The organism is Rhodopseudomonas sp. G2_2311, assembly GCF_047501505.1.
Taxonomy (GTDB): domain Bacteria; phylum Pseudomonadota; class Alphaproteobacteria; order Rhizobiales; family Xanthobacteraceae; genus Rhodopseudomonas; species Rhodopseudomonas palustris_H.
This window is the reverse complement of the sequence record NZ_JAZDRK010000003.1, coordinates 257,407-281,851: the sequence shown is the minus strand read 5'-3', so window position 1 is coordinate 281,851 and position 24,445 is coordinate 257,407. Positions and strand designations below refer to the sequence as shown.

Sequence of the window (24,445 nt, the reverse complement as noted above, 5' to 3'; positions counted from 1 at the left end):
GTGCAGCTCGCCCGCGTCGTGTTCTTCGATCGCCAAGGTCCGCCAAATCCGCACGACCGGATTGACGCCCCCGCCGACATAGATTATATTCCTATTCGTCTCGTTCGCGAGGGGCGCTTCTCGAGGGCGCTTGCGAGGCGGAGCGGGATACGGCGTCCTGCGCGTCGTGGCTCGCACCCACGCGCCCGGGAGGTTGAGGGTCACCGTCCGCCGCTACTACGAGCGGCCGCCGCTTCAGAGGCTGGACGGGTCGAGTAGAGGCCGGGGAAAGCCCGCAAGCTCGCTCGGTCCCGGAAGAGCGGTCCTTCAGCCAAAAACCGCCGGGGTGGCGCGCCGCAAGGCGACGCGCGGTTCGCGATCTTCGTCCCTCGCGCGGGCGAAGGCCGGATCGCGACACTCCCAACGCCGCGTCTTGCGGCGCGCCGCCGCCCCTCACTTTGGGGCGGCTCTTCGGGCAAGGCTCGGGCGCGACGCGCCGCGAGGGTGCGGAGGTGTGGCTGTTTGACAGGGTTGATTATATGAAAGTCGTCATGCGCGGGCTTGACCCGCGCATCCATCGCGCGCTTAGCGCGCAACAAAGACAGCGACTAAGCGAAGAGGATGGATTGCCGGGCAAGCCCGGCAATGACGCAGCGTGATGTCGCGTAGTACGTCGCCTCACCCCGTCTTCTTCACGTCCTTGATTTCCGAGAACACGATCCCTTCGGCGCGGTCGCGGGTGTAGCCGAGATAGAATTCGTTCTTGGCGAGGTACACCGGATCGCCGTCGACGTCGTCGGCGATCGACGAGCCGTTGTTGGCGATGAAGGAGTCGAGCTTCTTGCGGTCGTCGGACGAGATCCAGCGTGCGAGCTGGAATTCGGAGACTTCGAAATCGACCGGCAGCTGATACTCGGCGGCGAGCCGCGCTTTCAGCACGTCGAGCTGCAGCGGGCCGACGACGCCGACCAGCGCCGGAGCGCCGTCGCGCGGGCGGAACACCTGCACGACGCCCTCTTCCGACATCTGCTGCAGTGCCTCTTTCAGCTTCTTGGCCTTCATCGCATCGGTCAGCCGGACGCGGCGGACGATTTCCGGCGCAAAGGAAGGCACGCCGACGAAGGTGACGTCCTCGCCCTCGGTCAGCGTATCGCCGATCCGCAAGCTACCGTGGTTGGGAATGCCGACGACGTCGCCGGCGAACGCTTCGTCGGCCACCGAGCGATCCTGGGCGAAGAAGAACTGCGGGCTGGACAGCGGCATCGCCTTGCCGGTGCGCACCAGCTTGGCCTTCATGCCGCGGGTCAGCTTGCCGGAGCACAGCCGCGCGAACGCGATGCGGTCGCGGTGGTTCGGATCCATGTTGGCTTGGATCTTGAACACGAAGGCACTCATCTTCGGCTCGTCGGCTTCGACCTTGCGGGCGCTGCTCTCCTGCGCGCGCGGCGGCGGCGCGTAACGGCCGAGGCCCTGCAGCAAATCGCCGACGCCGAAATTGCGCAGCGCCGAGCCGAAATACACCGGCGTCAGATGGCCTTCGCGAAACGCCTCGAGGTCGAACGGCTTGCAGGCTTCGGTGGCGAGCTCGAGCTCCTCCTTGACCGCGGCGACGTCGAGATTGGGGTGGCGCTTGCCGAGTTCCTCGATGGTGATCTGCTCGGCCGCGCCGGTCTTGGCGCCGCCGCCTTCGAGCAGGCGCACGCCGCCGTCGAGCACGTCGTAGGTGCCGAGGAAGTCGCGGCCGCGCCCGACCGGCCAAGTCATCGGCGTGGTGTCGAGCGCCAGCGTCTTCTCGATCTCGTCCAAGAGATCGAAGATATCGCGGGTCTCGCGGTCCATCTTGTTGATGAAGGTGATGATCGGAATGTCGCGCAGCCGGCAGACCTCGAACAGCTTGCGGGTGCGCGCCTCGATGCCCTTGGCGGCGTCGATCACCATCACGGCGGAGTCGACCGCGGTCAGCGTCCGGTAGGTGTCTTCCGAGAAGTCCTCGTGGCCCGGCGTGTCGAGCAGGTTGAAGACCAGGCCGTCGAACTCGAAGGTCATCACCGAGGTGACCACCGAAATGCCGCGGTCGCGCTCGATCTTCATCCAGTCCGACCGAGTGTTGCGGCGCTCGCCCTTGGCCTTGACCTGGCCGGCGAGATTGATGGCGCCGCCGAACAGCAGCAGCTTTTCGGTCAGCGTGGTCTTGCCGGCGTCAGGATGCGAAATGATCGCAAAGGTGCGCCGCCGCGCCACTTCATGGGCGAGCGAAAACGGGGTCGAGGACGGCGCTTCGGCCGGAACAGCGGTGTCGGACATTCATCAGCCTGTGGCAGGGAAAGCCGGCGCGATCAAGGGCTTCCGGCGGGTCGCAGCGCCGGCAGTTGCGCGGCGGAACGGCGTCCCTCATATAAGGGATCGAGGACGACCTCAAAATCACCTTTTCGGCCGGGACGACCCGGCCTCCTCACCACCGCGCATTGCGCCGGCGCGCCATCCCGTTGGATGGCCTCATGAAAATTGCCCGGACGTTGCGCAAGGAGGCCGCTATGGCTTGGTTCTATCTGTTCGTCGCCGGTCTGATGGAGATCGGCTGGGCGCTCGGCCTGAAATACACCGAAGGCTTTACCCGCTTGGTTCCGACGGCGCTGACCGTGTCGGCGATGGTCGCCAGCGTCGCGCTGCTCGGGCTCGCCCTGAAGACACTGCCGATCGGCACCGCCTATGCGGTATGGAGCGGCATCGGCGCGGTCGGCACCGCGGCGCTCGGCATTGCGCTGTTCGGCGATCCGGCCACGGTCGGCCGCCTCGCCTGCATCGGCCTGATCGTCGCCGGCATTGTGGGTCTAAAGCTGGTGGGCTAAGGCCGACGAGTCCATCCGTCATTCCGAAGAGCAAAGCGACGAAGCAATCCAGGATTCGGTATGCCCGGCCTTGGATTGCTTCGCTACGCTCGCAATGACAGCCCGCTTCAGAACGCCGGCACCAGCCGCGTCGCCCAATACGCCAGCGCCGCGACGATCGCCGAGGCCGGGATCGTGATCACCCAGGCGTAGACGATCGAGCTCGCCACGTTCCAGCGCACCGCCGACATCCGGCGCGCGGCGCCGACGCCGACGATGGCGCCGGTGATGGTGTGGGTGGTCGACACCGGCACGCCGAGGAAGGTCGCCATGAACAGCGTCGCGGCGCCGCCGGTTTCGGCGCAGAAGCCCTGCATCGGCGTCAGCTTGGTGATGCGCAGCCCCATGGTGCGGACGATCCGCCAGCCGCCCATCAGCGTGCCGAGCGCCATCGCCGCCTGGCACGACAGCACCACCCAGAACGGCACCGAAAACTCGCTGCCGAGATAGCCCTGTGAATACAAAAGCACCGCGATGATGCCCATCGTCTTCTGGGCGTCGTTGCCGCCGTGGCCGAGCGAATACAGCGAAGCAGAGGCGAACTGCAGAATGCGGAAGGCGCGGTCCACCGCGAATGGCGTCGACCGCACCGACGCCCACGACACGATCGCGACCAGCACCAGCGCCAGCAAGAAGCCGACCAGCGGCGACAACACGATCGCCAGCAGCGCCTTGGTCAGGCCGCTCCACACCGCCGCCGACAGCCCGGCCTTGGCGAGGCCGGCGCCGAGCAGACCGCCGATCAGCGCATGCGACGAGCTCGAGGGAATGCCGAGCCCCCAGGTCACCAGGTTCCAGACGATCGCCCCGGTCAGCGCCGCGAAGATCACCGAGGCGTCGATCACGCTGGGCTCGATGATGCCGGTGCCAATGGTGTTGGCGACGTGCAGGCCGAACACCATGAAAGCGATGAAATTGAACGAGGCCGCCCAGAACACCGCATATTGCGGCCGCAGCACCCGGGTCGAGACGATGGTGGCGATCGAATTGGCGGCGTCGTGCAGGCCGTTCAGAAAGTCGAACAGCAGTGCGACGGCGATCAACCCGACCAGGATGGGCAGCCCGAGCGAAGCGTCCACGGCCGGCCCCTGCCCTAGACCTGCTCGATGACGATGGAATTGATCTCGTTGGCGACGTCGTCGAAACGGTCAGCGACCTTTTCGAGGTGGTCGTAGATCTCGGCGCCGACGATGTAATCCATGGTGTTGGCGTTACGGTGCTTGAGGAACAGTTCCTTCAGCCCGATGTCGTGGAGATCGTCGACCCGGCCTTCCAGCTTGGTGATCTCCTCGGTCATCGCCGTCAGCATCTGCAGGTTCGGCCCGATCGACTGCATCAGCGGCACCGCGCGCCCGACCAGATTGGCGCTTTCGACCAGGAGCGACCCGATCTCGCGCATCGGCGGCTCGAACTCGCGGACCTCGAACAGGATCACCGCCTTGGCGGTCTGCTGCATCTGGTCGATGGCGTCGTCCATCGAGTTGATCAGGTTCTTGATGTCGACCCGGTCGAACGGCGTGATGAAGGTGCGGCGCACCGCGGTCAGCACCTCGCGGGTGATGCTGTCGGCCTCGGATTCGAAATGGCTGACGCGCTGGCAGTGCACCAGCGTCTCATCGCCGCCGCGCAGCATGTCCTGCAGCGCCTGGGCTCCCTGCACGACTGTATGCGTGTGCTGGGCGAACAGGTCGAAGAACCTCTCTTCCTTGGGCAGAAAGGCTCGAAAGTATCGTAGCATCGGGAGCTATCCGGTTGACGTAACGCGGGTTCGTAGATCGGCCGTGGGAGGCCGGAGACGCCCGACCGCGTCACACCGGCGTCATAAAACACTTCAGAGGCTCACAGGCAACCGTCCATTCCGGACCGACTGGACGTGGGAGCCGCGGACCGGTCCTGTCCGCGATCGGACGGCACGGGATCGGGACATTTCGGCAATCGCCGTCCCCCCTCGTCCACAGGTTTCGCGCCGCCGCCGGGTTGCCGGCGGACACCGTTGTCACGGCCCGGGTCTCGCTAGCTCGCGAATCACTTCAACGCGCTGATGTGAAATCGATCCCCGAGAGGTCGCTTAGCAGTGGTAATCGAGGAATGGACGGACGTGTCCGCCCCCACCATCACGACAAAATATTGAGGACGGCGAAGGCCGCCTCCCCGCCTCTCCAACTCAGCAAGTTTGCAATCGATCACGGTCACTTAGCAGCAACTGCTGAGATCAAATCGGAGCCTGGTGACTCGCCTACTAAACGTCGCCTCGTATTGAATTTGTTTACGCTCTGTTAGACTCGACCGACCTGTCACAACCAAACCGCGGCGCATGTCACCGCAGAACTGGGCGGCCATGATTCAACGCGTTCTTGGCATCATCGCTGGCGTCGATCGCAAGACTCTTCAGAGCTGCCCGCCCTCCGACAAATTATGGGCCACGCATCTCGGTGCATCGCTCTGTCTGTCGTTCGTGGTCGTGCTCGGCGTGTCGTTCCACGCCACCGGCTACATGATCGACAATATATGGACCCGGCTGCTGGTCTCGACGGTGATCGCGCTGACCGTGCTGATGTTCGACCGCGCGCTGTGCCAGTCCGACTGGTTCTATCAGGGCACGCTGTGGAACACCTCTGCGATCCAGTCGCGCGCCGAGGCCAAGCAGACCGCCTGGCGGTTCGTCCGCGTCGGCATCCGGCTGCTGCTGTCGTTCGGGCTCGCCTGGGTGATCGCGATGTTCCTGGAACTCGCGATCTTCTCCTCGACCATCAACGAGAAGATCGAAGCCGACCGCGTCGCCGCCAACCAGCCGATCTACGACAAGATCGCAAGTTTCGAAGCCGGGCTGAACGCCGAAGCCAAGCGCCGGCTCGCCGACATCGAACAGCTCGAGGCGCTCCACCGCGACGCCCTCACCGAGCAGCCGAAGCCGGAGCCGACCACCCAGGCCCGCACCGAGGACATCGAGCAGCAGATCCGCGCGCTGGCGACCCGCGAGGCCGGCATCCGCGCCGACATCGCCGAGATCGACAAGACGATCCAGCGCTACATCGCCGACATGAACGCCGAAGAGTTCGGCCTGAAAGCGACGCCGAACAATTCCGGCCGCCCCGGCGCAGGCCCCCGCTACGAATTCGCCAGGAAGCAGCGCCAGGCCTTCCAGGCGCAGCGCGCCGAGCGTGAAGCCGAGATCGCCCAGCTCCACGTCCGCCGCGACGATCTCCGCGCCGCTCAAGCCAAGATCACCGCGGACGCGCTCGGCGCCCGCGAGCAGGAGCGCGGGGCGATCAAGGCGCGCGCCGATGCGCTGCAGCAGCGGATCGATGCGGCCCGCGCCGACCTGAAGCAGTTCGAAATCGACAAGGCCGCAAGCGTCGCCGACTTCCGCAAGAAGGTGATGGCGGACTCCTATTACCAGGAGAAGAAAGACAAATTCGATCCGCTGACCCGGATCGCCGCGTATCAGGAATTGAAGAACGACCCGCGTGACGGCGCCACCATGACGCTGTTCTCGTGGATGACCCGCTGCTTCATCATCTTCCTGGAAATCGTTCCGGTGGTTGCGAAAATCTTCTTCTCGCCGCCGAGCGTCTATGCCGCGAAGATTCAGGCGCAGGTCGAACGCGCGCGGCAGCGCATCGAGAACAACGAAGACCTCGAGGACGAAGCGCCAAAGCCCACTCCCGCAGCCGCGGTGGCCGCAGCGGTCCATCCCGCGGCGCCGGCTTCGGTCGCAGCCGTGCAGCCACCGGCGCAACCACCGAAACCACAACCGGTGACCCAAGAGCCGGTGCGCGCCGAAGAACCGCCCCCCGCACCGCAGCGCCCGGCGGAGCGCCCGCGCAGCTTCGAGCATGCGTCCTACGATGACGAGGCCGAGTACGAGGAGATGCGCCGCCGCGACGATCGCCGCGCCTATGAATGGCGGCGCTACGGCGGTCGCGACAGCGATGGCGGCTATGACGAGTACGATCCGCGCGAGGTCGAACGCCGGGAGTTCGCTCGCCGCCACGACTACGACCGCTATGACGACCGGCCGCGCCGCGCCACCGCTCGGCGTGCCCAGCCGCAATTCGTCGCACGCGACTACGCGGTCCGCGACTATGGCGGCCGCGACTTCGCCGAACCGGACTACGAAGCCAGCGACCTCGACGTTCGCAACCTGATCATGCCGCGGCGCGGCTCGGCGCGGCGCGAGGCCTACGCGGTCGAACCGGCGGCGCGGGTTCGGGTCCCCGTCGATGACCGCGCGATGGCCCGGAGCGCTGCCCTGGAGCCGGCCGCCGAACGCAGCCTGCGCTGGCCTGACGGCATTCCGGTCGACGACCTCAACACCCGCGAACTGGTTCGCCAGGTGCTGGCCGATGCCGGCTCAGCCGCCCGCGCCGAACCGCTGCGCAGCGAAGCAGTGCCGGCCGAGAGTCCGCGCGTCGAAGCCCTGCGTCCGGTCGAGGCGCCACGGCCTGACCCCGCCCCCAGCGAACCGACCGCGATTGAGCCCGCGACGCCCGTGCCTACCGCCGCCGAGCCCGCTGCCGCAGAGCCTGTCGTCGTCGCGATGGCTGAGCCCACGTCCGCGATGCCGGCCGCGGAGCCGGCCATGACGGTCGCTGAAGCACCGCCGCAGGCGCTGGAGCCGGATGTCCTGCCGAACGTGCTGGCGCGCACGCGTCCGGCCCCGGTGGAGCAGCCGACGCCCCAGGCGGCGATCGCAAGCGACACCGCGACGGCAAGCATCGGCAGTCCCGAGGCCATCGGACCGCAGTTCAAGTCCAGCGGCGACGTCGAGAAACTGATGACCGACGCGGTCGAGCAGGCCCGGCCGCGCAAGAAGGCGGCGCATCCTCGGCGGGAGCATCACGCCGAAGGCGAAGCCGAATTGCCGCTGGAGCACAAGGTGCGACACGAGACGCCGCCGCAGGCGTAACCCCTGCGGAGTTAGAGCCGCCCCAACAGAAAACCGCCGCGCGGCTCAGCCACGCGGCGGTTCTTGTTTCTGACAGCGGTCTAACGAGGCCCGCGAGCCAGAAGACCAGCGCCCTTTGCGGCGCTTGCTTTCCCTCTGCCCTCGCCTCGCCGTTATAGCGAGCGTTTGAACAGGTGCCCGATCTCGCCGACGATGCCGCGGCGGAAGGTCAGCACGCAGGCGACGAAGATCACGCCCTGGATCACCGTGACCCATTGGCCGAAGCCCGCAAGGTATTGCTGCATGGCGATGATCACGAAGGCGCCGACCACCGGGCCGAACACCGTCCCGAGGCCGCCGACCAGCGTCATCAGCACGATTTCGCCAGACATCGACCAGTGCACGTCGGTCAGCGAGGCGTTCTGCGCCACGAACACTTTGAGCGCGCCGGCAAAGCCGGCCAGCGTGCCCGACAGGATGAACGCCAGCAGCTTGTACTGGTCGGTCTTGTAGCCGAGCGAGATCGCCCGCGGCTCGTTCTCGCGGATCGCCTTCAGCACTTCGCCGAACGGCGAGTTGATCGCGCGGTAGATGATCAGGAAGCCGAGCAGGAAGCCGGCCAGCACCACGAAGTACAGCGTGGTGGCGTTGGACAGGTCGATGAAGCCGAACAGCTTGCCCTGCGGAATGCCCTGGATGCCGTCTTCACCATGGGTGAACGGCGCCTGCAGATAGATGAAGTACAACAGCTGCGACAGCGCCAGCGTGATCATCGCGAAATAGATGCCCTGGCGGCGGATCGCGATCAGCCCGGTGACCACCGCAAGCGCGAATGCCGCCCCGGTGCCCGCGATGATCGCCAGTTCCGGCGGCAGTCCCCACACCTTCAGCGCATGGCCGCTGACGTAGCCGGCGGTGCCGAGAAACATCGCGTGGCCGAACGACAGCAGGCCGCCATAGCCGATCAGCAGATTGAAGGCGCAGGCCAGCAGCGCGAAGCACAGCCCCTGCATCACGAAGAACGGATAGACGCCGGTGAACGGCACCACCACCAGCAGCGCGGTCATGATGCCGAACGCGATCATCTCATCGCGCACCGGGCGGCGGGTCGTGGTCGGGACGGAATTCTGCGTAATCGTGGTCATGTCAGGTTGCCCGTCCAGTCAGGCCCGAGGGTTTCACCAGCAGCACCAGCACCATCAGCACGAACACCACGGTGTTGGAGGCCTCGGGGTAGAAGTATTTGGTCAAGCCCTCGATCACGCCGAGGGTGAACCCGGTGATGATCGAGCCCATGATCGAGCCCATGCCGCCGATCACCACCACCGCGAATACCACGATGATCAGATCAGCGCCCATCAGCGGCCGGACCTGGTTGATCGGCGCCGACAACACGCCGGCCAGCGCCGCGAGCCCGACGCCGAGGCCGTAGGTCAGCGTGATCATCCGCGGCACGTTGATGCCGAACGCCCGCACCAGTGTCGGGTTCTCCGTGGCGGCGCGCAGGTACGCGCCGAGCCGGGTCCGCTCGATCAGGAACCAGGTGAGCAGGCACACCACCAGCGAGAACACCACCACCCAGCCGCGATACACCGGCAGGTACATGAAGCCGAGATTGATCGCGCCGCGCAGCTGTTCGGGGATCGCATAAGGCAGGCCGGACGAGCCGAAATAGTTCTGGAACACGCCCTGGATGATCAGCGCGACGCCGAAGGTCAGCAGCAGGCCGTACAGGTGATCGAGCCCCGACAGCCATTGCAGCAGCGTGCGCTCCATCACCATGCCGAACAGGCCGACGATGATCGGCGACAGAATCAGCGCCCACCAATAGTTCAGGCCGAGCAGATTGAGCAGGAAATACGCGCAGAACGCGCCCATCATATACAACGCGCCATGCGCGAAGTTGATGATGTTGAGCATGCCGAAGATCACGGCGAGGCCGAGGCTGAGCAGCGCATAGAACGAGCCGTTGATCAGGCCGACCAGAAGCTGCGCCAACAGAGCGGGGACGTTGATATCCATCTTGCTCTCAGTCTTTCGTGGAGGTCACCGGTCCCGCCGTCAGACGCCGAGATAGGTGTGAAGCTTGTCCATGTTGGCTTCGAGCTCGGAATTGGCGAAGCCGTCGATGATCTTGCCGTGCTCGACCACGTAGTAGCGATCGGCCACCGTGGCGGCGAAGCGGAAGTTCTGCTCGACCAAGAGAATGGTGAAGCCCTGCTTCTTGAGCCGCGCGATGGTGTGGCCGATCTGCTGGATGATCACCGGCGCCAGACCTTCGGTCGGCTCGTCCAGCATCAGGAACCGTGCCCCGGTGCGCAGGATGCGGGCGATCGCCAGCATCTGCTGTTCGCCGCCCGAGAGCTTGGTGCCCTGGCTCTTCAGCCGTTCGCGCAAGTTCGGGAACAGTTCGAAGATCTGATCGAGCGACAGCCCGCCGGGGCGAACCTGCGGCGGCAGCATCAGGTTTTCGCGGACGTCGAGGCTGGCGAAGATGCCGCGCTCCTCGGGGCAGAACGCGATGCCGCGGCGGGCGATCTTATCCGACGACGCCCGGCTGATGTCGGTGCCGTCGAACGTGATGGTGCCGCTGCGCTTGCCGACGATCCCCATCACCGCCTTCAGCGTGGTGGTCTTGCCGGCGCCGTTGCGGCCGAGCAGCGTCACCACCTCGCCTTCGCGGACGTCGAAATTCATGCCGTGCAGAATGTGGGACTCGCCGTACCACGCCTGCAGATCGCGCACGCTCAGCATCGCTGCGCCGGCAGCCGACGATGCGGGCCGTTCCATTGTGGTCGCCTCAACCATGACCCGCTCCGAGATAGGCTTCCTTGACCCGCTGATCCTGGGTCAGGTCTGTGTAGTTGCCTTCCGCCAGCACCTGACCGCGGGTCAGGACGGTGATGACGTCCGACAGATTGGCGACAACGCTCAAATTGTGCTCGACCATCAGGATCGTGTACTTGGCCGAGATCCGCTTGATCAGCGCCGCGATCTTGTCGATGTCCTCGTGCCCCATGCCGGCCATCGGCTCGTCGAGCAGCATCATCTCCGGATCGAGCGCCAGCGTGGTGGCGATCTCCAGCGCGCGCTTGCGGCCGTAAGCCATCTCGACCGCGGGCGTGTCGGCGAACTCGCTCAGCCCGACGTCATCGAGCAGTTCCCGCGCCCGGTGGTTGTACTTGTCGAGCACGCTCTTGGAGCGCCAGAAATCGAACGACGACCCGTGCTGCCGCTGCAGCGCGACCCGCACGTTCTCGAGCGCGGTCAGATGCGGGAACACCGCCGAGATCTGGAAGGAGCGCACCAGCCCGAGCCGCGCCACGTCGGCCGGCGCCATCGCGGTGATATCCTGCCCATTGTACAGGATCTGCCCGGCGGACGGTCGCAGGAACTTGGTGAGCAGATTGAAGCACGTGGTCTTCCCGGCCCCGTTCGGACCGATCAGTGCATGAATGTGACCACGGCGGACCCGTAGGTTGACGTCCCGCACGGCAAAGAAGCCGGCGAATTCCTTCGTCAATCCGTTGGTTTCGAGGATGATATCATCGGCCAAGCAACTTCCCCCCATCGAACGCAGGCGGTGCCGGCGCAGACGTCCGATGTCTTCTTTTTTGGAGCCGGTGCTCGGAGCGCCGTTGGCGCCCGGCCCGTCTTTCTGGCCCGACTATGCCGCTATTCGCGAGCCTTGTGCAAGATGCAAAGCTGGGCAGCGTTTGCGCCCGGTCGGTTTTGGGGAAACTCCGGCTCGCGGCCGAGCGGTGATCAGTATTAGCCAAACACCTCGGCGTAGGCTTCCGGGCGGAAGCCGACCAGCAGCTTTTGGCCGTGCTCCAGCACCGGGCGCTTGATCATCGACGGCTGCGCCAGCATTAGCGCGATCGCCTTGGCCTCGGTCAGCTCCTCTTTGTCCGCCTCGGGCAGCTTGCGGAAGGTGGTGCCGGCACGATTGAGCAGCGTCTCCCAGCCGGCCTGCTTCGCCCAGCGCTCGAGATGCTCCCGGTCGATGCCCGCGGTCTTGTAGTCGTGGAACGTGTAGCTGACGCCGTGGCCATCGAGCCAGGTCCGCGCCTTCTTCATCGTGTCGCAGTTCTTGATGCCATAGAGGGTGGTGGGCACGACAAACCTTTCGCTGCTGACGGCGCCGTCCAGATCAGGCTATCGGGGTGACAGTACGCCTTCGATATCTGTGCGCAAAATCCTCACCGACGTACAACAGCCGGCATCCGTATGCGCGCGCCACCTGATAGGCGAAACAATCGCCGAAGTTCAACCCGGCGGTAGAGGAACCTCTGCCCCATCTCTCATACGCGTCCGCGATCTCCTGCGCAGATATGGACGTGACCGGGACCACCTCGAAACCGAGCCCTCGATCAGACCGGCGATCTCGTCGCGAACATTTCGGCGGGCTGCCACGATCAGGCTCTCGACCATCGTCCCGGGCGAGATCAAGATCCGCTCCTCTACCTCGATGGCATCAATACAGGCAGCCGCCTGAGGCTCGTCCAACACGATCGCCATCAAGGCCGAGGTATCGACCGCGATCACAGCGGCAGGCCGTCTTCCCGATACAGGAAATCCTGGCTGCGGGCTGCCGCCCCCCCGGCGGTTGCCTTCGCAGCACCGGCCGCCCGCGCAGCCTCCAACAGCTCACGCTGGGAGCGCACCTGGCCCGCTTGACCAAGCGGAACGAGACGGACAGCGGCATGCCCAGGTAACGTGAGCACGACATCGTCCCCTGCCTCGGCGCGCTCAACCAGTTCGGCAAGCTGATGCTTCGCCTCTGTGACCGTGACCCTCATCGGTCTGCCTTGCCGTCGATCAACCATTGCAGGATGCTAGTTGATGTCGAAATAGCGATCAACCAGCGTCCAGACGGCCGCACCGCTACGACTTTCCGCCACCGGCCCTGTCACATCGATTTCATCCAGCGATCCTAGAGCGGATGGAATGCGGTTCTCCACGCCGCCCAAACTCGCGAGATGCCTGCGATGTCGACCGAAATCCTCCGCCTCAAGCACAAGCTCGACACGCTGATCGCGGAGATCGACGAGGGCAGCCGCGAGCGGCTGGCCGGCTGGGCGGATCAGATCCATCGTCCCGGCTTCGGCCCCAGCGCCACCAACCTCGCCCACTATCTGGCGCTGCGTCACCACGATCTGCGCCCGCTGCAGCACGCCCTGATGGCGCTGGGGCTGTCCTCGCTCGGCCGGCTCGAAAGCCGGGTGATGCCGACGCTGCTCGCGGTGCGCGCCACCCTGGCGGCGCTGGCGGGCGAGCCGGACATGCTGCGGCCGTCGTCGAAGCAGTTCTTCGCCGGCGAGCACGATCTCGCCAGCCGCAGCGCCGAGCTGTTCGGACCGCTGTCGGGCGCCCGCCACTCCGCCCTGCTGGTCACCTGCCCGTCCGAAGCCGCCGACGATCCGACCTTCATGCTGCGGCTCGCCGAGCGCGGCGTCGAGGCGGTGCGGATCAACTGCGCCCACGACGATGCCGCCGCCTGGCAGCGGATGATCAATCACCTCCATGTCGCCGAGGAGGCCACCGGGCGGCGGATGAAGGTACTGATGGATATTGCCGGCCCCAAGATCCGCACCGGCGCCGCGCGCACGCCCGACGGCCGCGACCGCATCGTCACTGGCGATCTGGTGGCGATCGTGGCGCAGGGCGAATTCGAGCGGATCGATCTCGACGACGAGCATTTCGCGGTGGAATGCACCCTGCCCGATCCGCTGACCCGCGCCGCCGTCGGCGCCCGGGTGTTCGTCGACGACGGCAAGCTGTGCGTCCGGATCGAGCGCAAGACGGCGTGGGGTCTGCTCGGCCGCGTCACCGCCACGGCCGACACCGGCTTCCGGCTGAAGCCGGAGAAAGGCCTGAACTTCCCGGATACGCCGCTCGATATCCCGGCGCTCACCGCCAAGGACCGCGCCGACCTCGATTTCGTCGCCGCCCATGCCGACGGCGTCGAGTTCTCGTTCGTGCAGTCGGTCGGCGACGTGAAGATGCTGCAGGCTGCGCTCGCCGAACGCCGGCCCGACGACTGGCACAAGCTGTCGCTGGTGCTGAAGATCGAGACGCCAGATGCGGTCGCGCACCTGCCGGACATCCTGGTCCAGGCCGCCGGCCGCCAGCCGACCGCGGTGATGATCGCGCGCGGCGATCTGGCGGTCGAGATCGGCTTTGCCCGGCTCGCCGAAATGCAGGAAGAGATCCTGTGGATCGGCGAAGCCGCCCATGTCCCGGTGATCTGGGCCACCCAGGTGCTCGAACATCTGGTGAAGAAGGGCACGCCCTCGCGCGGCGAAATGACCGACGCCGCGATGGCGGCACGCGCCGAATGCGTGATGCTGAACAAGGGCCCGTACCTGTTCAAGGCGATCACCGAGCTCGATACGCTGCTCGGCCGGATGGCCGACCATCAGCACAAGAAGACGCCGCAGCTCCGGCGGCTGCGCAGCTGGGGCTGAGCGCAATCACTTTTGGTATCAACCTAGGGTTGACTCCGCAACGCCTTCGTTCACTCTATGTTCCAGTGGTGGAGCAGAGCCGCTGTGCCGGCCGGAGTGAGCGGAGGAAATCATGAGGCAGCAGACGGCTCGCATTGCAGCCGCGATCGCCCTGCTAATCACCCTGGGCGTGACGGCAGCGCCGGGGCACGCCGAAGAGGCTGCGGTCGATCGGATCGACGCCGCGCTGCAGAACATCACCAGCATCGTCCGAGCCAAAAAGGTCGGCTACGCGACGATCTGGGACGGCAACAAATACATCCAGTGCCGCCGCCTGCCGAGCCGCGAGATGCGCTGCGAAGCTGGCGGCCCGACGCTGCAACCAACGTTGAAGCACGTCCTGACGATCGAACGGCAAAATCGGCTCGCGGCGCTCGGCTGGACTATAGATCCGGCTTTCGGCAACTACGCGAAAGTATTTCCGGCTGACGCGCCGACCGGCCAGATCTCTGCGGACATCTTACGCACGCTGACTGATGCCTACGACATCAACCTTCAAGACCTCGAACTGAAAACCGACTGGGTGATCGACATCCCCTGCCCGCCGCGGAACGGGCCGTCCCAGAATCTCGCCGGCATGGTCAGCGGCGCACCGTCGATGCGTTCGACGGCGCTACTCACTTGCTCCTATGCGGCGAAACCGCAGCCGCAGACCGCCGAAACTGCGGAAGCGCTGATCAAGCTGTATGGTCCGTCGGTCACAGCAGAGATTCAGCGACTGCGGGTGAACGCGACACATCGGGTCTATGCGGTGTTCGACAGCGGCATCGGCTACATCCAATGCATGCCGGAAACGCCGCCGGTGGCGCTGTATTGCGAGGCCGCGTCGGCCGAAAGCTGGGCGGCGTTGAGCGCCGTCCTGAATCCGGATCGCATCGCCCGCCTGACGGCCGCCGGCTACAAGGAGCCCGGCCGCGCGCCGAACTACAGCAAGAGCTATCCGCTGACCCTGACGGATGCCGCGATTGCCGCCGAAATCCTCACATTGCTGCACGACGTCTACAACTACACCGGCGCGCCCAAACTGGACGTCAAGACCGAATAGAGCCGCACACATGGGCATTGCAGACGCTGTCGCCGCTGCGTGCATCGCAGCAACCGACTGATCACAACTTCACTAGCTGGCGAGCTTCGCTCTCCCCTCGGATCGACGCGATGGTATCATCGCGAAAAACGACGCCGCATCGCGCCGCAACAATGCTGTCAAAACAACAGCCCATGGGAGGACCAGCATGCTCGACACCGCACCGAACGGCAAAGTCACCACGCTCCTCGGACAACTCGACGACGCGCTGAGCGCCGGCGACATCGACCGCGCCGTCGATCTGTTTCAAACCGACTGCTACTGGCGCGACCTGATCGCCTTCACCTGGAACATCAAGACGATGGAAGGCAAGGATCAGGTCCGCGACATGCTGACCGCGCGGCTCGCCGATACCAAGCCGTCGCATTGGCGGATCGCCGACGGCGAGGACGCCGCCGAGACCGACGGCATCGTCGAGTGCTTCATCCAGTTCGACACCGCGCTCGCCCGCGGCGTCGGCCATCTCCGCATCAAGGACGGCCGGATCTGGACGCTGCTCACCACCATGGCCGAACTGAAGGGCTTCGAAGAGCCGCAGGGCTTCCAGCGCCCGATGGGCGTCAAGCACGGCGCCGATCCCAGCCGCAAGACCTGGAAGGAAGAACGCGACGCCGAAGCCGCCGAACTCGGCATCACCCGCCAGCCTTATTGCGTGATCATCGGCGGCGGCCAGGGCGGCATCGCGCTCGGCGCGCGGCTACGCCAGCTCGGCGTGCCGACCATCATCATCGAGAAGAACGAGCGCCCGGGCGACAGCTGGCGCAAGCGCTACAAGTCGCTCTGCCTGCACGACCCGGTGTGGTACGATCACCTGCCCTATCTGCCGTTCCCGCCGAACTGGCCGGTGTTTGCGCCGAAAGACAAGATCGGCGACTGGCTGGAGATGTACACCAAGGTGATGGAGCTGAATTACTGGGGCTCCACCGTCTGCAAGCGCGCCTCCTACGATGAAGCCGCCAAGGAATGGACCGTGGTGGTCGAGCGCGACGGCCAGGAGATCACGCTGAAGCCGAAGCAGCTGGTGCTCGCCACCGGCATGTCGGCCAAGCCAAACATGCCGAAATTCGAAGGCATGGACGTGTTCAAGGGCGATCAGCATCACTCCTCGCAGCATCCCGGGCCGGATGCTTGGAATGGCAAGAAAGCGGTGGTGATCGGCTCGAACAATTCGTCGCACGATATCTGCGCGGCGCTATGGGAAGCCGGCGCCGACGTCACCATGGTGCAGCGTTCATCGACCCACATCGTCAAGTCGAACTCGCTGATGGAGCTCGGGCTCGCCGGGCTCTACTCCGAGCAGGCGGTGCAGAACGGCATCACCACCGCCAAGGCCGACCTGATCTTCGCCTCGCTGCCCTACAAGATCCTGCACGAATTCCAGATCCCGATTTACAACGCGATCCGCGAGCGCGACGCCGAATTCTACAAGCGGCTGGAAGCGGCCGGCTTCATGCTCGACTACGGCGACGACGATTCCGGCCTGTTCATGAAGTATCTGCGCCGCGGCTCGGGCTATTACATCGACGTCGGCGCTTCCGAACTGGTCGCCGATGGCCGGATCAAGCTGAAGAGCGGCGTCGACGTTGAGCGCCTGACCGAACATTCCGTGATCCTCAGCGACGGCACCGAACTGCCGGCCGATCTCGTCGTCTACGCCACCGGCTATGGCTCGATGAACGGCTGGGCCGCCGACCTGATCTCGAAAGAGGTCGCCGACAAGGTCGGCAAGGTCTGGGGCCTCGGCTCCAATACCCGCAAAGACCCCGGCCCGTGGGAAGGCGAGCAACGCAACATGTGGAAGCCGACCCAACAGGAAGGGCTATGGTTCCACGGCGGCAATCTGCACCAGTCGCGGCACTACTCGCAGTTCCTGGCGCTGCAGCTCAAGGCCCGAATGGAAGGCCTCCCCACCCCGGTCTACGGCCTGCAACAGGTGCATCACCTGGGTTGAGTGACTACCGCCCTCTGGGGAGCGGCTACGGCCACCCTCCGGCATCGCTCTGGCTTGTCGACCGGCGAAGCCCGCCCTATCTTACGTTCGTCTTACAGGGCACGACCAATGGCAGCACCGGCCGACAAGCTGACGACGACAGTCTCCACCAAGGGACAAGTGATCCTGCCCAAGGCGATCCGGCAGCGCCGGCAGTGGCCGGCCGGCACCCGACTGACCGTCGAAGAGACGCCTGACGGCGTGCTGCTGCGCCCTGCTCCGCTGTTCGCTTCGACCCGGCCGGACCAGGTTTACGCCTCGCTACGCTTCGACGGGCCACCGAAGTCGCTGGACGACATGGCCGCCGCGGTTGCCGCGGAAGCACGGCGTCGTCATGCGCGCGATTGATACCAATCTGATCGTCCGGTATCTGACCGGTGATCATCCCATGCAATCCGCCCGAGCCCGCGCCACCATCGATGGCGAGGACGTCTTCGTCTCCACGACCGTGATGCTCGAGACAGAATGGGTGCTGCGCAGCGCCTACGGGTTCGATGGTTCTGCGGTATGTCACGCCCTCCGCAGCTTCGCCGGATTGCCCAGCGTCACGCTTGAGGACCCAGCGCTGGTCGCCGCCGCCCTCGACCGCGTCGAGGCCGGCATGGATTTCGCCGATGCCCTGCATCTCGGCTGCGCGGAAGCCTGCGATGGCTTCGTCACCTTCGATCAACGCTTAATCCGCACCGCCAAGGCAGCTGGTCTCACAAACGTTTCGGCGCCCTGACTGGCGCCGCCCGCACTCACAGCATCCCCGGCCGGAACAGTGATTTACGGCTGATGGTCTTGCCGGCGACCATGAACACGCCGTCGCCGGTGTAGTGCAGCGTCTGCGGATGTTTCGGCCGGGCGGCGACGTGGGCTTTGACGACTTCGAAGATGAAGAAGTTGTACTTGTCGACGATGGCATCGTCGTGCAGCCGGCATTCGAACGCGGCGTGGCATTCGGCGATCAGCGGCGCGGCGACCGCCGTCGCCTTCTCCGCCGTCAGCCCGAAATGCGCGAACTTGTCGATCTCGGCGCCCGAGGTGTTGCCGATGCCGACGACGATATCGGTCAGCGCCGTGGTCGGCAGATTGACGACGCATTCGCCGGAGCCGCGGATCATCTCGAACGAGTGGTTGCCGCTGGAGATCATTAGACCGATCAGCGACGGGGTGAATTCCAGCACGACGTGCCAGCCGAGCGTCATGATGTTGTGCGCGCCGCGCCAGTGCGAGCTCACCAGCACGATCGGCCCCGGCTCGAGATAGCGGCGCACACCCGAGACGGGAAAGCCGGATTTGCGTGGATGCATGATCTTCCGCGTCCTGTCGGTCCGTCTGGGCAGTCCCTAATCAGCAGCGCATACCGAAAGAATGACCTCTCACACCGTAATGTCCACGCCGCGGACTTCGCCCTGAAACCGCTGCATGGTTTGCAGCGCGGATTGCAGACGGGCGAACAGGTCGGTGTCGTTAGTCTGCAACGCCCGCTCCATGCCGCTGCGCACCGACTGCATGAAATCGACTTTCTGCGTGTCGTCGGGCGCCAAGGAGGAGCCGTCGACCGGCATGCTCACCGTCATGCTGATGAAGGTCGAGCTTTCGTCGAAACTCATCTCGCCGCTGGCGATCTTGCTGTTGATCCAGTCGAACAGCTGCTGGTGGGTCATCTGGGTGAAGTCGGTCTTCTGCACCCCGCCGCTGCCCGGCTTGGTCGCCGCCGCACTGTCCGGAGAGGCGGACGCCGCCGATGCACCTGCGCTGCTGCGCGACGCCGCCACCAGCGAGGCCGCATACGATCCGATTCCAGAAATGTTCATCACGCGCCTTCAAACGTGTTTGGTCGAGTACATTCAAAAGCAACGCACGTGCCACCCTGGCCGCGGATGTTTTTGCAAACAACCGCAGCGCATTGCGGCACCACGTCAGCGGCGCCGCCCCGTCCGATGTCGGCAAGTCTTGCCGCCTGCATGACGATCTTGCCGCCTCACGACGGTCGCTGGCGCTTGTCATTCAACAGGCCGACAGCGCAAGCAATCCGCGCCCGTTCAACCACCGACCGCGGCGGCATGCTCTGCCGCCATTGCGGCATCGGCCTGTTCGACCCGCTGAAACGCGGGTCGCGCGGCGATCCGTTCGGCGTAGCGCACGAACACGTCCGTCTTCGGCACCAGGCCGAAATTCACCGTCCAGTTCAGTGCGATCCCCCACAGCACGTCCGCGGCGGTGAAGCGGTCGCCGAGCAGATACGGCCCAGTCGCGAGCTGCGCTTCGAGCGCACCGAGCATCGTGTCATAGTCGGCATAGGGCGACATCGTGATCGGCGCTGGCTCGCGTTGCATGAACCTGTCCACGACCGCCGGTTCGAACGAGGAGCCGTAATACGCGATCCAGCGCAAGTAAGGACCACGCAGCGGATCATCCAGCGTCGGCGCGAGGCCCGCCTGCGGAAACAGATCAGCGAGATAGATCGTGATGGCGACCTGCTCGGTCACCAGCGCGTCGCCGGAGCGGATCGCCGGCACCTTGCCGAGTGGATTGACCGCGAGATACGCCGGCTGGCGCTGCTCGCCGGCCTTCATGTTGAGCACATGGAGGTCGTAGGGCGCGCCCAATTCCTCCAGCAGCACGCGCGCGCCGGTTGCCCGGGTTTGCGGCGAATAGAACAGGGTCAGTCGGTTCGGGTCGGTCACGGCGGTCTCCATCGGCCATCTTGCGAGGCGACCGTCGTAGCAGCCCATACCTGACATCTTGTGTCAGGTATGGTTCAATGATTCATGCGAGCGAGCCGAATGTTGTCGATCCTCACCACCCTGCAGGCTAAGGGCCGCGCCACCGCGCCGGAGCTGGCTGAGGCTTGTGAAGTCTCGGTCCGGACGATCTATCGCGACATCGATGCGCTCTCAGCGTCGGGCGTGCCGGTCTATGCCGACCGCGGTGCGGACGGCGGCTATCGGCTGCTCGACGGCTATCGCGTGCGGCTGAACGGGCTGTCGCAGAGCGAAGCCGGAGCGCTGTTCCTCGCCGGCCTGCCCGGCCCCGCCGCCGCGCTCGGTCTCGATGCGGCGATGATCGCCGGACAGAACAAGCTGATGGCTGCGCTGCCGGCGAATTTGCGCGACGACGCAGCGCGGATGCAGGAGCGCTTTCATCTCGATGCGCCGGGCTGGTTCGGCGAGTCCGAAGAACCCGCGCATCTGCGCGCCGTCGCCGGCGCAGTGCTGCGCGGCACGCTGATCGACATCCGCTACGAGAGCTGGCGTGGGCAGAAGCGCCGCCGCGTCGCCCCGCTCGGCCTGGTGTTGAAGGGCGGTAGCTGGTATCTCGCCGGACAGGTGGATCGCAGCGTCCGGACCTACCGGATCTCGCGCGTGCTCGACTGCACGGCGCTCGACGACAGCTTCAAACGGCCGGCCGATTTCGATCTTGCCGCCTACTGGCAGAGCGCGACGCTACGCATGGAGGCCGAACTACATCCCAACCTGGCGACCGTCCGACTGTCGCCGCTCGGCGTGAAGCTGCTGAATGCGCTGAGCCAGCCTTACGTCAGAACGCGGACGCAGCTCGACGATGTCGCCGATGCCGACGGCTGGCGCACGGCAAGAATTCCGATTGGCAGAACGTGCTGGCACGCAGCAGCCGAACTCCTCCGGCTCGGTCCGGAGGTCGAGGTGCTGTACCCCACCGATCTACGTGACACGATCGCAGAGATGGCGCGTGCCATGGCTGCGCGATACGCAAAAGCGCTCACGCGGTGATGTCGACGCCGCGGACTTCGCCCTGATAGCGCTGCATGGTGCGGAGTGCGGCTTGCAGCCGGTCGAACAGCTCTGAATCGTTGGTCTTCTGCGCCCGTGCCATGCCGTCCCTCAGCGCCTGCATGAAATCGACCTGCTGCGTGTCGTCCAACCCGGAGGACGTGCCGTCTTCGCGAAAGCTCACCGTCATGCTGACGAAGGTCGAACTCTCGTCGAAACTCATCTCGCCGCTGGCGATCTTGCTGTTGATCCAGTCGAACAGATCCTTGCGGGTCATCTGAGTGAAGTCGGTCCTCTGTACACCGCCGCTGCCCGATGCCGACGACGTCGCGCCGCCGGCAGATGCCGGTGCAGCCGACGCGCTCTTGGCGCTGCTGCTCCACGGGGTGATGCTCTGGGCCGCAGCAGACGACCCGATGCCGGAAATGCTCATGGCGCACCTTCGATCCCATCGCTCGACTGGACCCTTCGACCCAATCGCTCAGCCGAACTCGAAGCAACCGCCGTGCCATCCGGAACCGCATGATTTCTCGTTGTTTCTGAACGAACCGACGATGACGCGCGCATCGCGCTCCGCGGAATGCAGGAAACTGTTGCCGGGTGCCGGTCGATCTTTGCCGCACCGGAGGACCGCGATCGCGATCACGCCGACCAAATACAAAAACGTACAGATCGCTGCGCTTTATGGTCTCGGACATGTATCGAGCTGTCTGCCCGTGTGTCTTGCCTGTGAGGCCACGTATCGCTAAATTATCTGGGCAATGATGTTCGAATCCACATTCTTTCCGCTGATCTGACGGCGTTCGTCGTCGCGGCACTTTTATGCCGTCTGGATCATCAACGGCCGTTCCCGAGTGGAGGCCGTGCGGAGATTTATTGAATGTCGGACCTATATCATTCCGATCTAAGCCACGCTCAGATCGAGCACTTCATCGACCACGGATATCTCAAGCTCGCAGGCGCTTTCGATAACGAACTCGCTCGTCTGGGGCGGGATCAACTGTGGAACGCCATGGGCCTTTCGCCAGATGCACCGGAGACTTGGAAACAGCCGGTCGTTCGTCTTGGCTTCATGACTGGCGGCCCGTTTGTTGAGGCCGCGAACACGCCGATCCTGCACCGCGCATATGACGCTCTGGTGGGTGCTGGACGCTGGCTGAGGCCAAACGGGCTTGGGACGTTTCCTATCCGCTTCCCCTCTGCGATCGATCCCGGCGACACGGGATGGCACATCGACGTCAGCTTCGGGACCGATCATCCCGACTTCCTGCAATGGCGCGCCAACGTCAAGAGCAGCAGACGTGCTCTGCTGATGCTGTTCCTCTTCTCGGACATCGGAGAGAATGATGCGCCGACCCGCATCCGCAGTGGCTCGCATCTGCCGATAGCCAGGCAGTTGTTGCCGCATGGCGAGCGAGGCCTCACCCTCGGTGAACTCGCAGCCGACAACTTCGCTTCGACCGAGAATTGCGATGTGGTGCTCGCCACCGGCGAGGCAGGAACGGTCTATCTTTGCCATCCCTTCCTCGTGCATTCGGCACAACCGCATCGTGGGTCTCAACCGCGCTTCATGGCTCAACCCCCGCTGCTACCGAAGGGTGAGTTCGCCCCTTCACTTCCAGCTTCGCCCGTCCAGATCGCAATTCGCAAGGCGATCGGGATGATGGGGTAAGCTGAACGGGCCCGGGACATGACGACGTACCGGGCCCAAACACGCGACGTCGAGGGCCCGGGCCGTCCCCCTTCGGGAGCCGTAGCAACCCGATCAGCGATCTTCGATGCGCTCCTCACGCCGCAGACTTCGCTTCCATCGCGCAGCGTCAATCCGCAACACAGGAGTGTCAGGTTTGAACGGTGGACTTGTGGTGATCTCCGGCTGCTCCGGCGGCGGAAAATCCAGCCTGCTCGCCGAGTTAAAGGCGAGAGGACATCGCGTGGTCGAAGAGCCCGGCCGCCGCATCATCGCCGAGGAGACGGCTGTCGGTGGCAGCGCGCTGCCGTGGTGCGATCTCGCCGCGTTCCTGCGCCGCGCGATCGCGATGGCAATCGCCGACCATGCGGCGGCGGCGAAGAACACCGGCTGGACGTTCTTCGACCGCGGCCTGATCGATGCGGCAGCGGCGCTGCAGGCCCTGACCGGCGACGACGTGCTGGGCCCGCTGGCCGCGGCGCACCGTTATCACCCTCGCATGTTCATGGCCCCGCCCTGGCCCGAGATCTACGTCGCCGACGACGGCCGCCGCCACGGTTTCGACGAGGCCGTTGCCGAATACGACCGCCTATCCGCAGCCTATCCGGCGCTGGGCTACGACGTCGTACCGCTCCCCAAGCTCCCCACCGCAGCCCGCGCCGATTTCGTGCAGGGCGCGCTGGCGGAGAGCAAGGGCCCGGACATCACTGAGAGGCGATGACGCGATCCGGCCGCCGATTTCGGCACCGCGCGTGATCTAGCTCCGAAGAAAAAGCGCACCGCCGCGCATTCGTCAGGCAGCGTTCGGCCCGGCGCGATCCGACAGCAGTTTTCGCCCGATCGCCATCGCCTCGTCGCGCGACGCGGCGAGCAGCATCGGGTAGCCCCAGAACTTCTGGAACGTGATGCCGAACGCCTTGAACGCGAGGCGCTTGGCGGCGCTCGGCTCGACGATGATCATGGCCAGCACGAGCTTCCGCAGCTCGGCCTTGTGCTTCTTCATCCACAGCGACGTCCGCTTTCGTTCCGCCTGCGAATGCTCATGGTCTTCGCTCGGGGCGGAATCGGTCAGCACCACGAACGGCTCGCCGCGCTTCAGATTCTCTTCAAACGATGCGAAGTCCTCATCATGATCGTGACCGGGGCCGTCTGTGTAGCTCATCCAGACGAAAGGGAAATTCGAGTTGTCCATCGGCATGGCGGGCGTCCTTATCGGTCTGTCGTGCTGATCAGGCGGCCCGAAGCCGGAGCCACGACAGCGCGGTCGCGACTGCGCCGGGAAGCGTGACGGCCAACAGCACCAAGACAACGAGATGGCCGCCATCGCGGATGCCGTCGAACACGCCCGCGAGTGTCGTCAGCACCACGAGAATCCCGCCGAGGATCAGCGACGCCCAATGGGCCGCGCGTCGCTCGATCAGCGCCAGCAGAGCCGGGATCACCCAAGCCCCGTAGAAGGCCGCGATCGTCCACACTTGCGCGGCGGTGAAATTCAGCGGCGGCGTTGCCTCTTGCGCGCCGGCATGCGCCAGGTAGGTGAAAATCTGAATCATGCCGTAGATCGTCACGCCGACCGCCGTGATCAGCCAAACGAGCGGAAGCCGAAGTTGTCTGCTGTCGTCCATCCCAGGTCCATCCATCTACAATCGGTCGGCGGCGGCGGGCCGCGTCAACCGG

The 24,445-nt window shown here is 65.1% G+C and carries 26 protein-coding genes and 1 pseudogene; 11 read left to right on the top strand and 16 right to left on the bottom strand.

The genetic code is table 11. The annotated features are described in order from the left end of the window. Positions 1-657 precede the first annotated feature (657 nt). Entirely contained in the window at positions 658-2,283 is a 1,626-nt protein-coding gene (locus tag VRZ08_RS06765; RefSeq protein WP_414532051.1) for a peptide chain release factor 3, read from the bottom strand. Positions 2,284-2,513: 230 nt separating this feature from the next. Here VRZ08_RS06765 and sugE point away from each other — a divergent pair, with 230 nt between their 5' ends. Then, positions 2,514-2,828 carry a quaternary ammonium compound efflux SMR transporter SugE gene (gene sugE / locus VRZ08_RS06760; protein ID WP_011157837.1) on the top strand — a complete coding sequence of 105 codons (315 nt, stop codon included), beginning with the start codon at positions 2,514-2,516 and terminating at the stop codon, positions 2,826-2,828. A 107-nt stretch (positions 2,829-2,935) separates the two neighbouring features. Here sugE and VRZ08_RS06755 read toward each other — a convergent pair whose 3' ends face one another. Continuing rightward, complete coding sequence (locus VRZ08_RS06755; RefSeq protein WP_264076480.1) at positions 2,936-3,946, bottom strand: inorganic phosphate transporter; 1,011 nt, start codon at positions 3,944-3,946, stop codon at positions 2,936-2,938. A 14-nt stretch (positions 3,947-3,960) separates the two neighbouring features. Beyond that, positions 3,961-4,605: a DUF47 domain-containing protein gene (locus VRZ08_RS06750; protein ID WP_107355372.1), complete on the bottom strand. Its 645-nt coding sequence runs from the start codon at positions 4,603-4,605 to the stop codon at positions 3,961-3,963. Between the two features lie 600 nt (positions 4,606-5,205). Here VRZ08_RS06750 and VRZ08_RS06745 point away from each other — a divergent pair. After that, the gene (locus tag VRZ08_RS06745; RefSeq protein ID WP_414532050.1) at positions 5,206-7,776 is read left to right on the top strand and encodes a DUF4407 domain-containing protein; all 2,571 of its coding nucleotides are present in this window, start codon (positions 5,206-5,208) and stop codon (positions 7,774-7,776) included. A 152-nt stretch (positions 7,777-7,928) separates the two neighbouring features. Here the strand turns inward: VRZ08_RS06745 and VRZ08_RS06740 are convergent, their stop codons facing one another. The 7 genes and pseudogenes from VRZ08_RS06740 to VRZ08_RS06710 form a co-directional block, all read right to left on the bottom strand. Then, a complete protein-coding gene (locus VRZ08_RS06740; protein ID WP_107344181.1) occupies positions 7,929-8,900 on the bottom strand; it encodes a branched-chain amino acid ABC transporter permease in 972 nt (323 codons plus the stop codon). A 1-nt stretch (position 8,901) separates the two neighbouring features. Beyond that, positions 8,902-9,777 (bottom strand): branched-chain amino acid ABC transporter permease, encoded by an 876-nt coding sequence (locus tag VRZ08_RS06735; RefSeq protein ID WP_107344180.1) that lies wholly within the window; start codon positions 9,775-9,777, stop codon positions 8,902-8,904. 39 nt (positions 9,778-9,816) lie between these two features. Continuing rightward, positions 9,817-10,563, bottom strand: coding sequence for an ABC transporter ATP-binding protein (locus VRZ08_RS06730; protein WP_107344179.1), 747 nt, complete (start codon positions 10,561-10,563; stop codon positions 9,817-9,819). After that, the gene (locus VRZ08_RS06725; protein ID WP_107344178.1) at positions 10,556-11,311 is read right to left on the bottom strand and encodes an ABC transporter ATP-binding protein; all 756 of its coding nucleotides are present in this window, start codon (positions 11,309-11,311) and stop codon (positions 10,556-10,558) included. Before VRZ08_RS06725 ends, VRZ08_RS06730 begins: the two co-directional genes overlap by 8 nt. 215 nt (positions 11,312-11,526) lie before the next feature. Beyond that, positions 11,527-11,874, bottom strand: a complete 348-nt coding sequence (locus VRZ08_RS06720) for an ArsC family reductase (protein ID WP_414532049.1) — start codon at positions 11,872-11,874, stop codon at positions 11,527-11,529. A 39-nt stretch (positions 11,875-11,913) separates the two neighbouring features. Continuing rightward, positions 11,914-12,303 (bottom strand): annotated as a pseudogene (locus VRZ08_RS06715) (type II toxin-antitoxin system VapC family toxin). Next, the gene (locus tag VRZ08_RS06710; RefSeq protein WP_414532048.1) at positions 12,300-12,557 is read right to left on the bottom strand and encodes a type II toxin-antitoxin system Phd/YefM family antitoxin; all 258 of its coding nucleotides are present in this window, start codon (positions 12,555-12,557) and stop codon (positions 12,300-12,302) included. The pseudogene VRZ08_RS06715 and the gene VRZ08_RS06710 overlap by 4 nt, the downstream one beginning before the upstream one ends. Positions 12,558-12,746: 189 nt before the next feature. Between VRZ08_RS06710 and VRZ08_RS06705 the strand changes: the two genes are divergently transcribed. The 5 genes from VRZ08_RS06705 to VRZ08_RS06685 all read left to right on the top strand — a co-directional run bounded on the left by VRZ08_RS06705 (position 12,747) and on the right by VRZ08_RS06685 (position 18,062). Continuing rightward, positions 12,747-14,225, top strand: a complete 1,479-nt coding sequence (locus VRZ08_RS06705; protein ID WP_414532047.1) for a pyruvate kinase — start codon at positions 12,747-12,749, stop codon at positions 14,223-14,225. Between the two features lie 112 nt (positions 14,226-14,337). Further along, positions 14,338-15,309 carry a hypothetical protein gene (locus VRZ08_RS06700; RefSeq protein ID WP_264076473.1) on the top strand — a complete coding sequence of 324 codons (972 nt, stop codon included), beginning with the start codon at positions 14,338-14,340 and terminating at the stop codon, positions 15,307-15,309. Positions 15,310-15,496: 187 nt separating this feature from the next. Next, complete coding sequence (locus VRZ08_RS06695) at positions 15,497-17,299, top strand: NAD(P)-binding domain-containing protein (RefSeq protein WP_414532046.1); 1,803 nt, start codon at positions 15,497-15,499, stop codon at positions 17,297-17,299. A 108-nt stretch (positions 17,300-17,407) separates the two neighbouring features. After that, on the top strand, positions 17,408-17,686 hold the full coding sequence (locus VRZ08_RS06690; protein ID WP_164601966.1) for an AbrB/MazE/SpoVT family DNA-binding domain-containing protein: 279 nt from the start codon (positions 17,408-17,410) through the stop codon (positions 17,684-17,686). Continuing rightward, the gene (locus tag VRZ08_RS06685) at positions 17,673-18,062 is read left to right on the top strand and encodes a type II toxin-antitoxin system VapC family toxin (protein ID WP_264076471.1); all 390 of its coding nucleotides are present in this window, start codon (positions 17,673-17,675) and stop codon (positions 18,060-18,062) included. The genes VRZ08_RS06690 and VRZ08_RS06685 overlap by 14 nt, the downstream gene beginning before the upstream one ends. 16 nt (positions 18,063-18,078) lie before the next feature. Here the strand turns inward: VRZ08_RS06685 and VRZ08_RS06680 are convergent, their stop codons facing one another. From VRZ08_RS06680 to VRZ08_RS06670, 3 genes are all read right to left on the bottom strand, one after another. Further along, the gene (locus VRZ08_RS06680; protein WP_264076470.1) at positions 18,079-18,633 is read right to left on the bottom strand and encodes a flavin reductase family protein; all 555 of its coding nucleotides are present in this window, start codon (positions 18,631-18,633) and stop codon (positions 18,079-18,081) included. A gap of 69 nt (positions 18,634-18,702) precedes the next feature. Further along, a complete protein-coding gene (locus VRZ08_RS06675) occupies positions 18,703-19,140 on the bottom strand; it encodes a hypothetical protein (RefSeq protein WP_264076469.1) in 438 nt (145 codons plus the stop codon). A gap of 228 nt (positions 19,141-19,368) precedes the next feature. Continuing rightward, positions 19,369-20,013 carry a glutathione S-transferase family protein gene (locus VRZ08_RS06670; protein WP_414532045.1) on the bottom strand — a complete coding sequence of 215 codons (645 nt, stop codon included), beginning with the start codon at positions 20,011-20,013 and terminating at the stop codon, positions 19,369-19,371. A gap of 84 nt (positions 20,014-20,097) precedes the next feature. On the opposite strand from VRZ08_RS06670, the gene VRZ08_RS06665 reads away from it, so the two are divergent. Beyond that, positions 20,098-21,078 (top strand): helix-turn-helix transcriptional regulator, encoded by a 981-nt coding sequence (locus VRZ08_RS06665; protein WP_414532044.1) that lies wholly within the window; start codon positions 20,098-20,100, stop codon positions 21,076-21,078. Here the strand turns inward: VRZ08_RS06665 and VRZ08_RS06660 are convergent. Next, positions 21,068-21,355 (bottom strand): hypothetical protein, encoded by a 288-nt coding sequence (locus VRZ08_RS06660; protein WP_414532043.1) that lies wholly within the window; start codon positions 21,353-21,355, stop codon positions 21,068-21,070. The genes VRZ08_RS06665 and VRZ08_RS06660 overlap by 11 nt on opposite strands. 4 nt (positions 21,356-21,359) lie before the next feature. Here VRZ08_RS06660 and VRZ08_RS06655 point away from each other — a divergent pair, with 4 nt between their 5' ends. The 3 genes from VRZ08_RS06655 to VRZ08_RS06645 all read left to right on the top strand — a co-directional run bounded on the left by VRZ08_RS06655 (position 21,360) and on the right by VRZ08_RS06645 (position 23,489). Continuing rightward, entirely contained in the window at positions 21,360-21,827 is a 468-nt protein-coding gene (locus VRZ08_RS06655) for a hypothetical protein (protein WP_414532042.1), read from the top strand. Positions 21,828-21,958: 131 nt separating this feature from the next. After that, the gene (locus VRZ08_RS06650; protein WP_414532041.1) at positions 21,959-22,750 is read left to right on the top strand and encodes a phytanoyl-CoA dioxygenase family protein; all 792 of its coding nucleotides are present in this window, start codon (positions 21,959-21,961) and stop codon (positions 22,748-22,750) included. Between the two features lie 175 nt (positions 22,751-22,925). Beyond that, positions 22,926-23,489, top strand: a complete 564-nt coding sequence (locus tag VRZ08_RS06645; protein ID WP_414532040.1) for an AAA family ATPase — start codon at positions 22,926-22,928, stop codon at positions 23,487-23,489. A gap of 72 nt (positions 23,490-23,561) precedes the next feature. Here VRZ08_RS06645 and VRZ08_RS06640 read toward each other — a convergent pair whose 3' ends face one another. Together VRZ08_RS06640 and VRZ08_RS06635 are read right to left on the bottom strand one after the other, a co-directional pair. Then, on the bottom strand, positions 23,562-23,966 hold the full coding sequence (locus VRZ08_RS06640; RefSeq protein WP_013502942.1) for a hypothetical protein: 405 nt from the start codon (positions 23,964-23,966) through the stop codon (positions 23,562-23,564). Positions 23,967-23,997: 31 nt separating this feature from the next. Then, complete coding sequence (locus VRZ08_RS06635) at positions 23,998-24,336, bottom strand: hypothetical protein (RefSeq protein ID WP_414532039.1); 339 nt, start codon at positions 24,334-24,336, stop codon at positions 23,998-24,000. Positions 24,337-24,445: the final 109 nt, after the last annotated feature.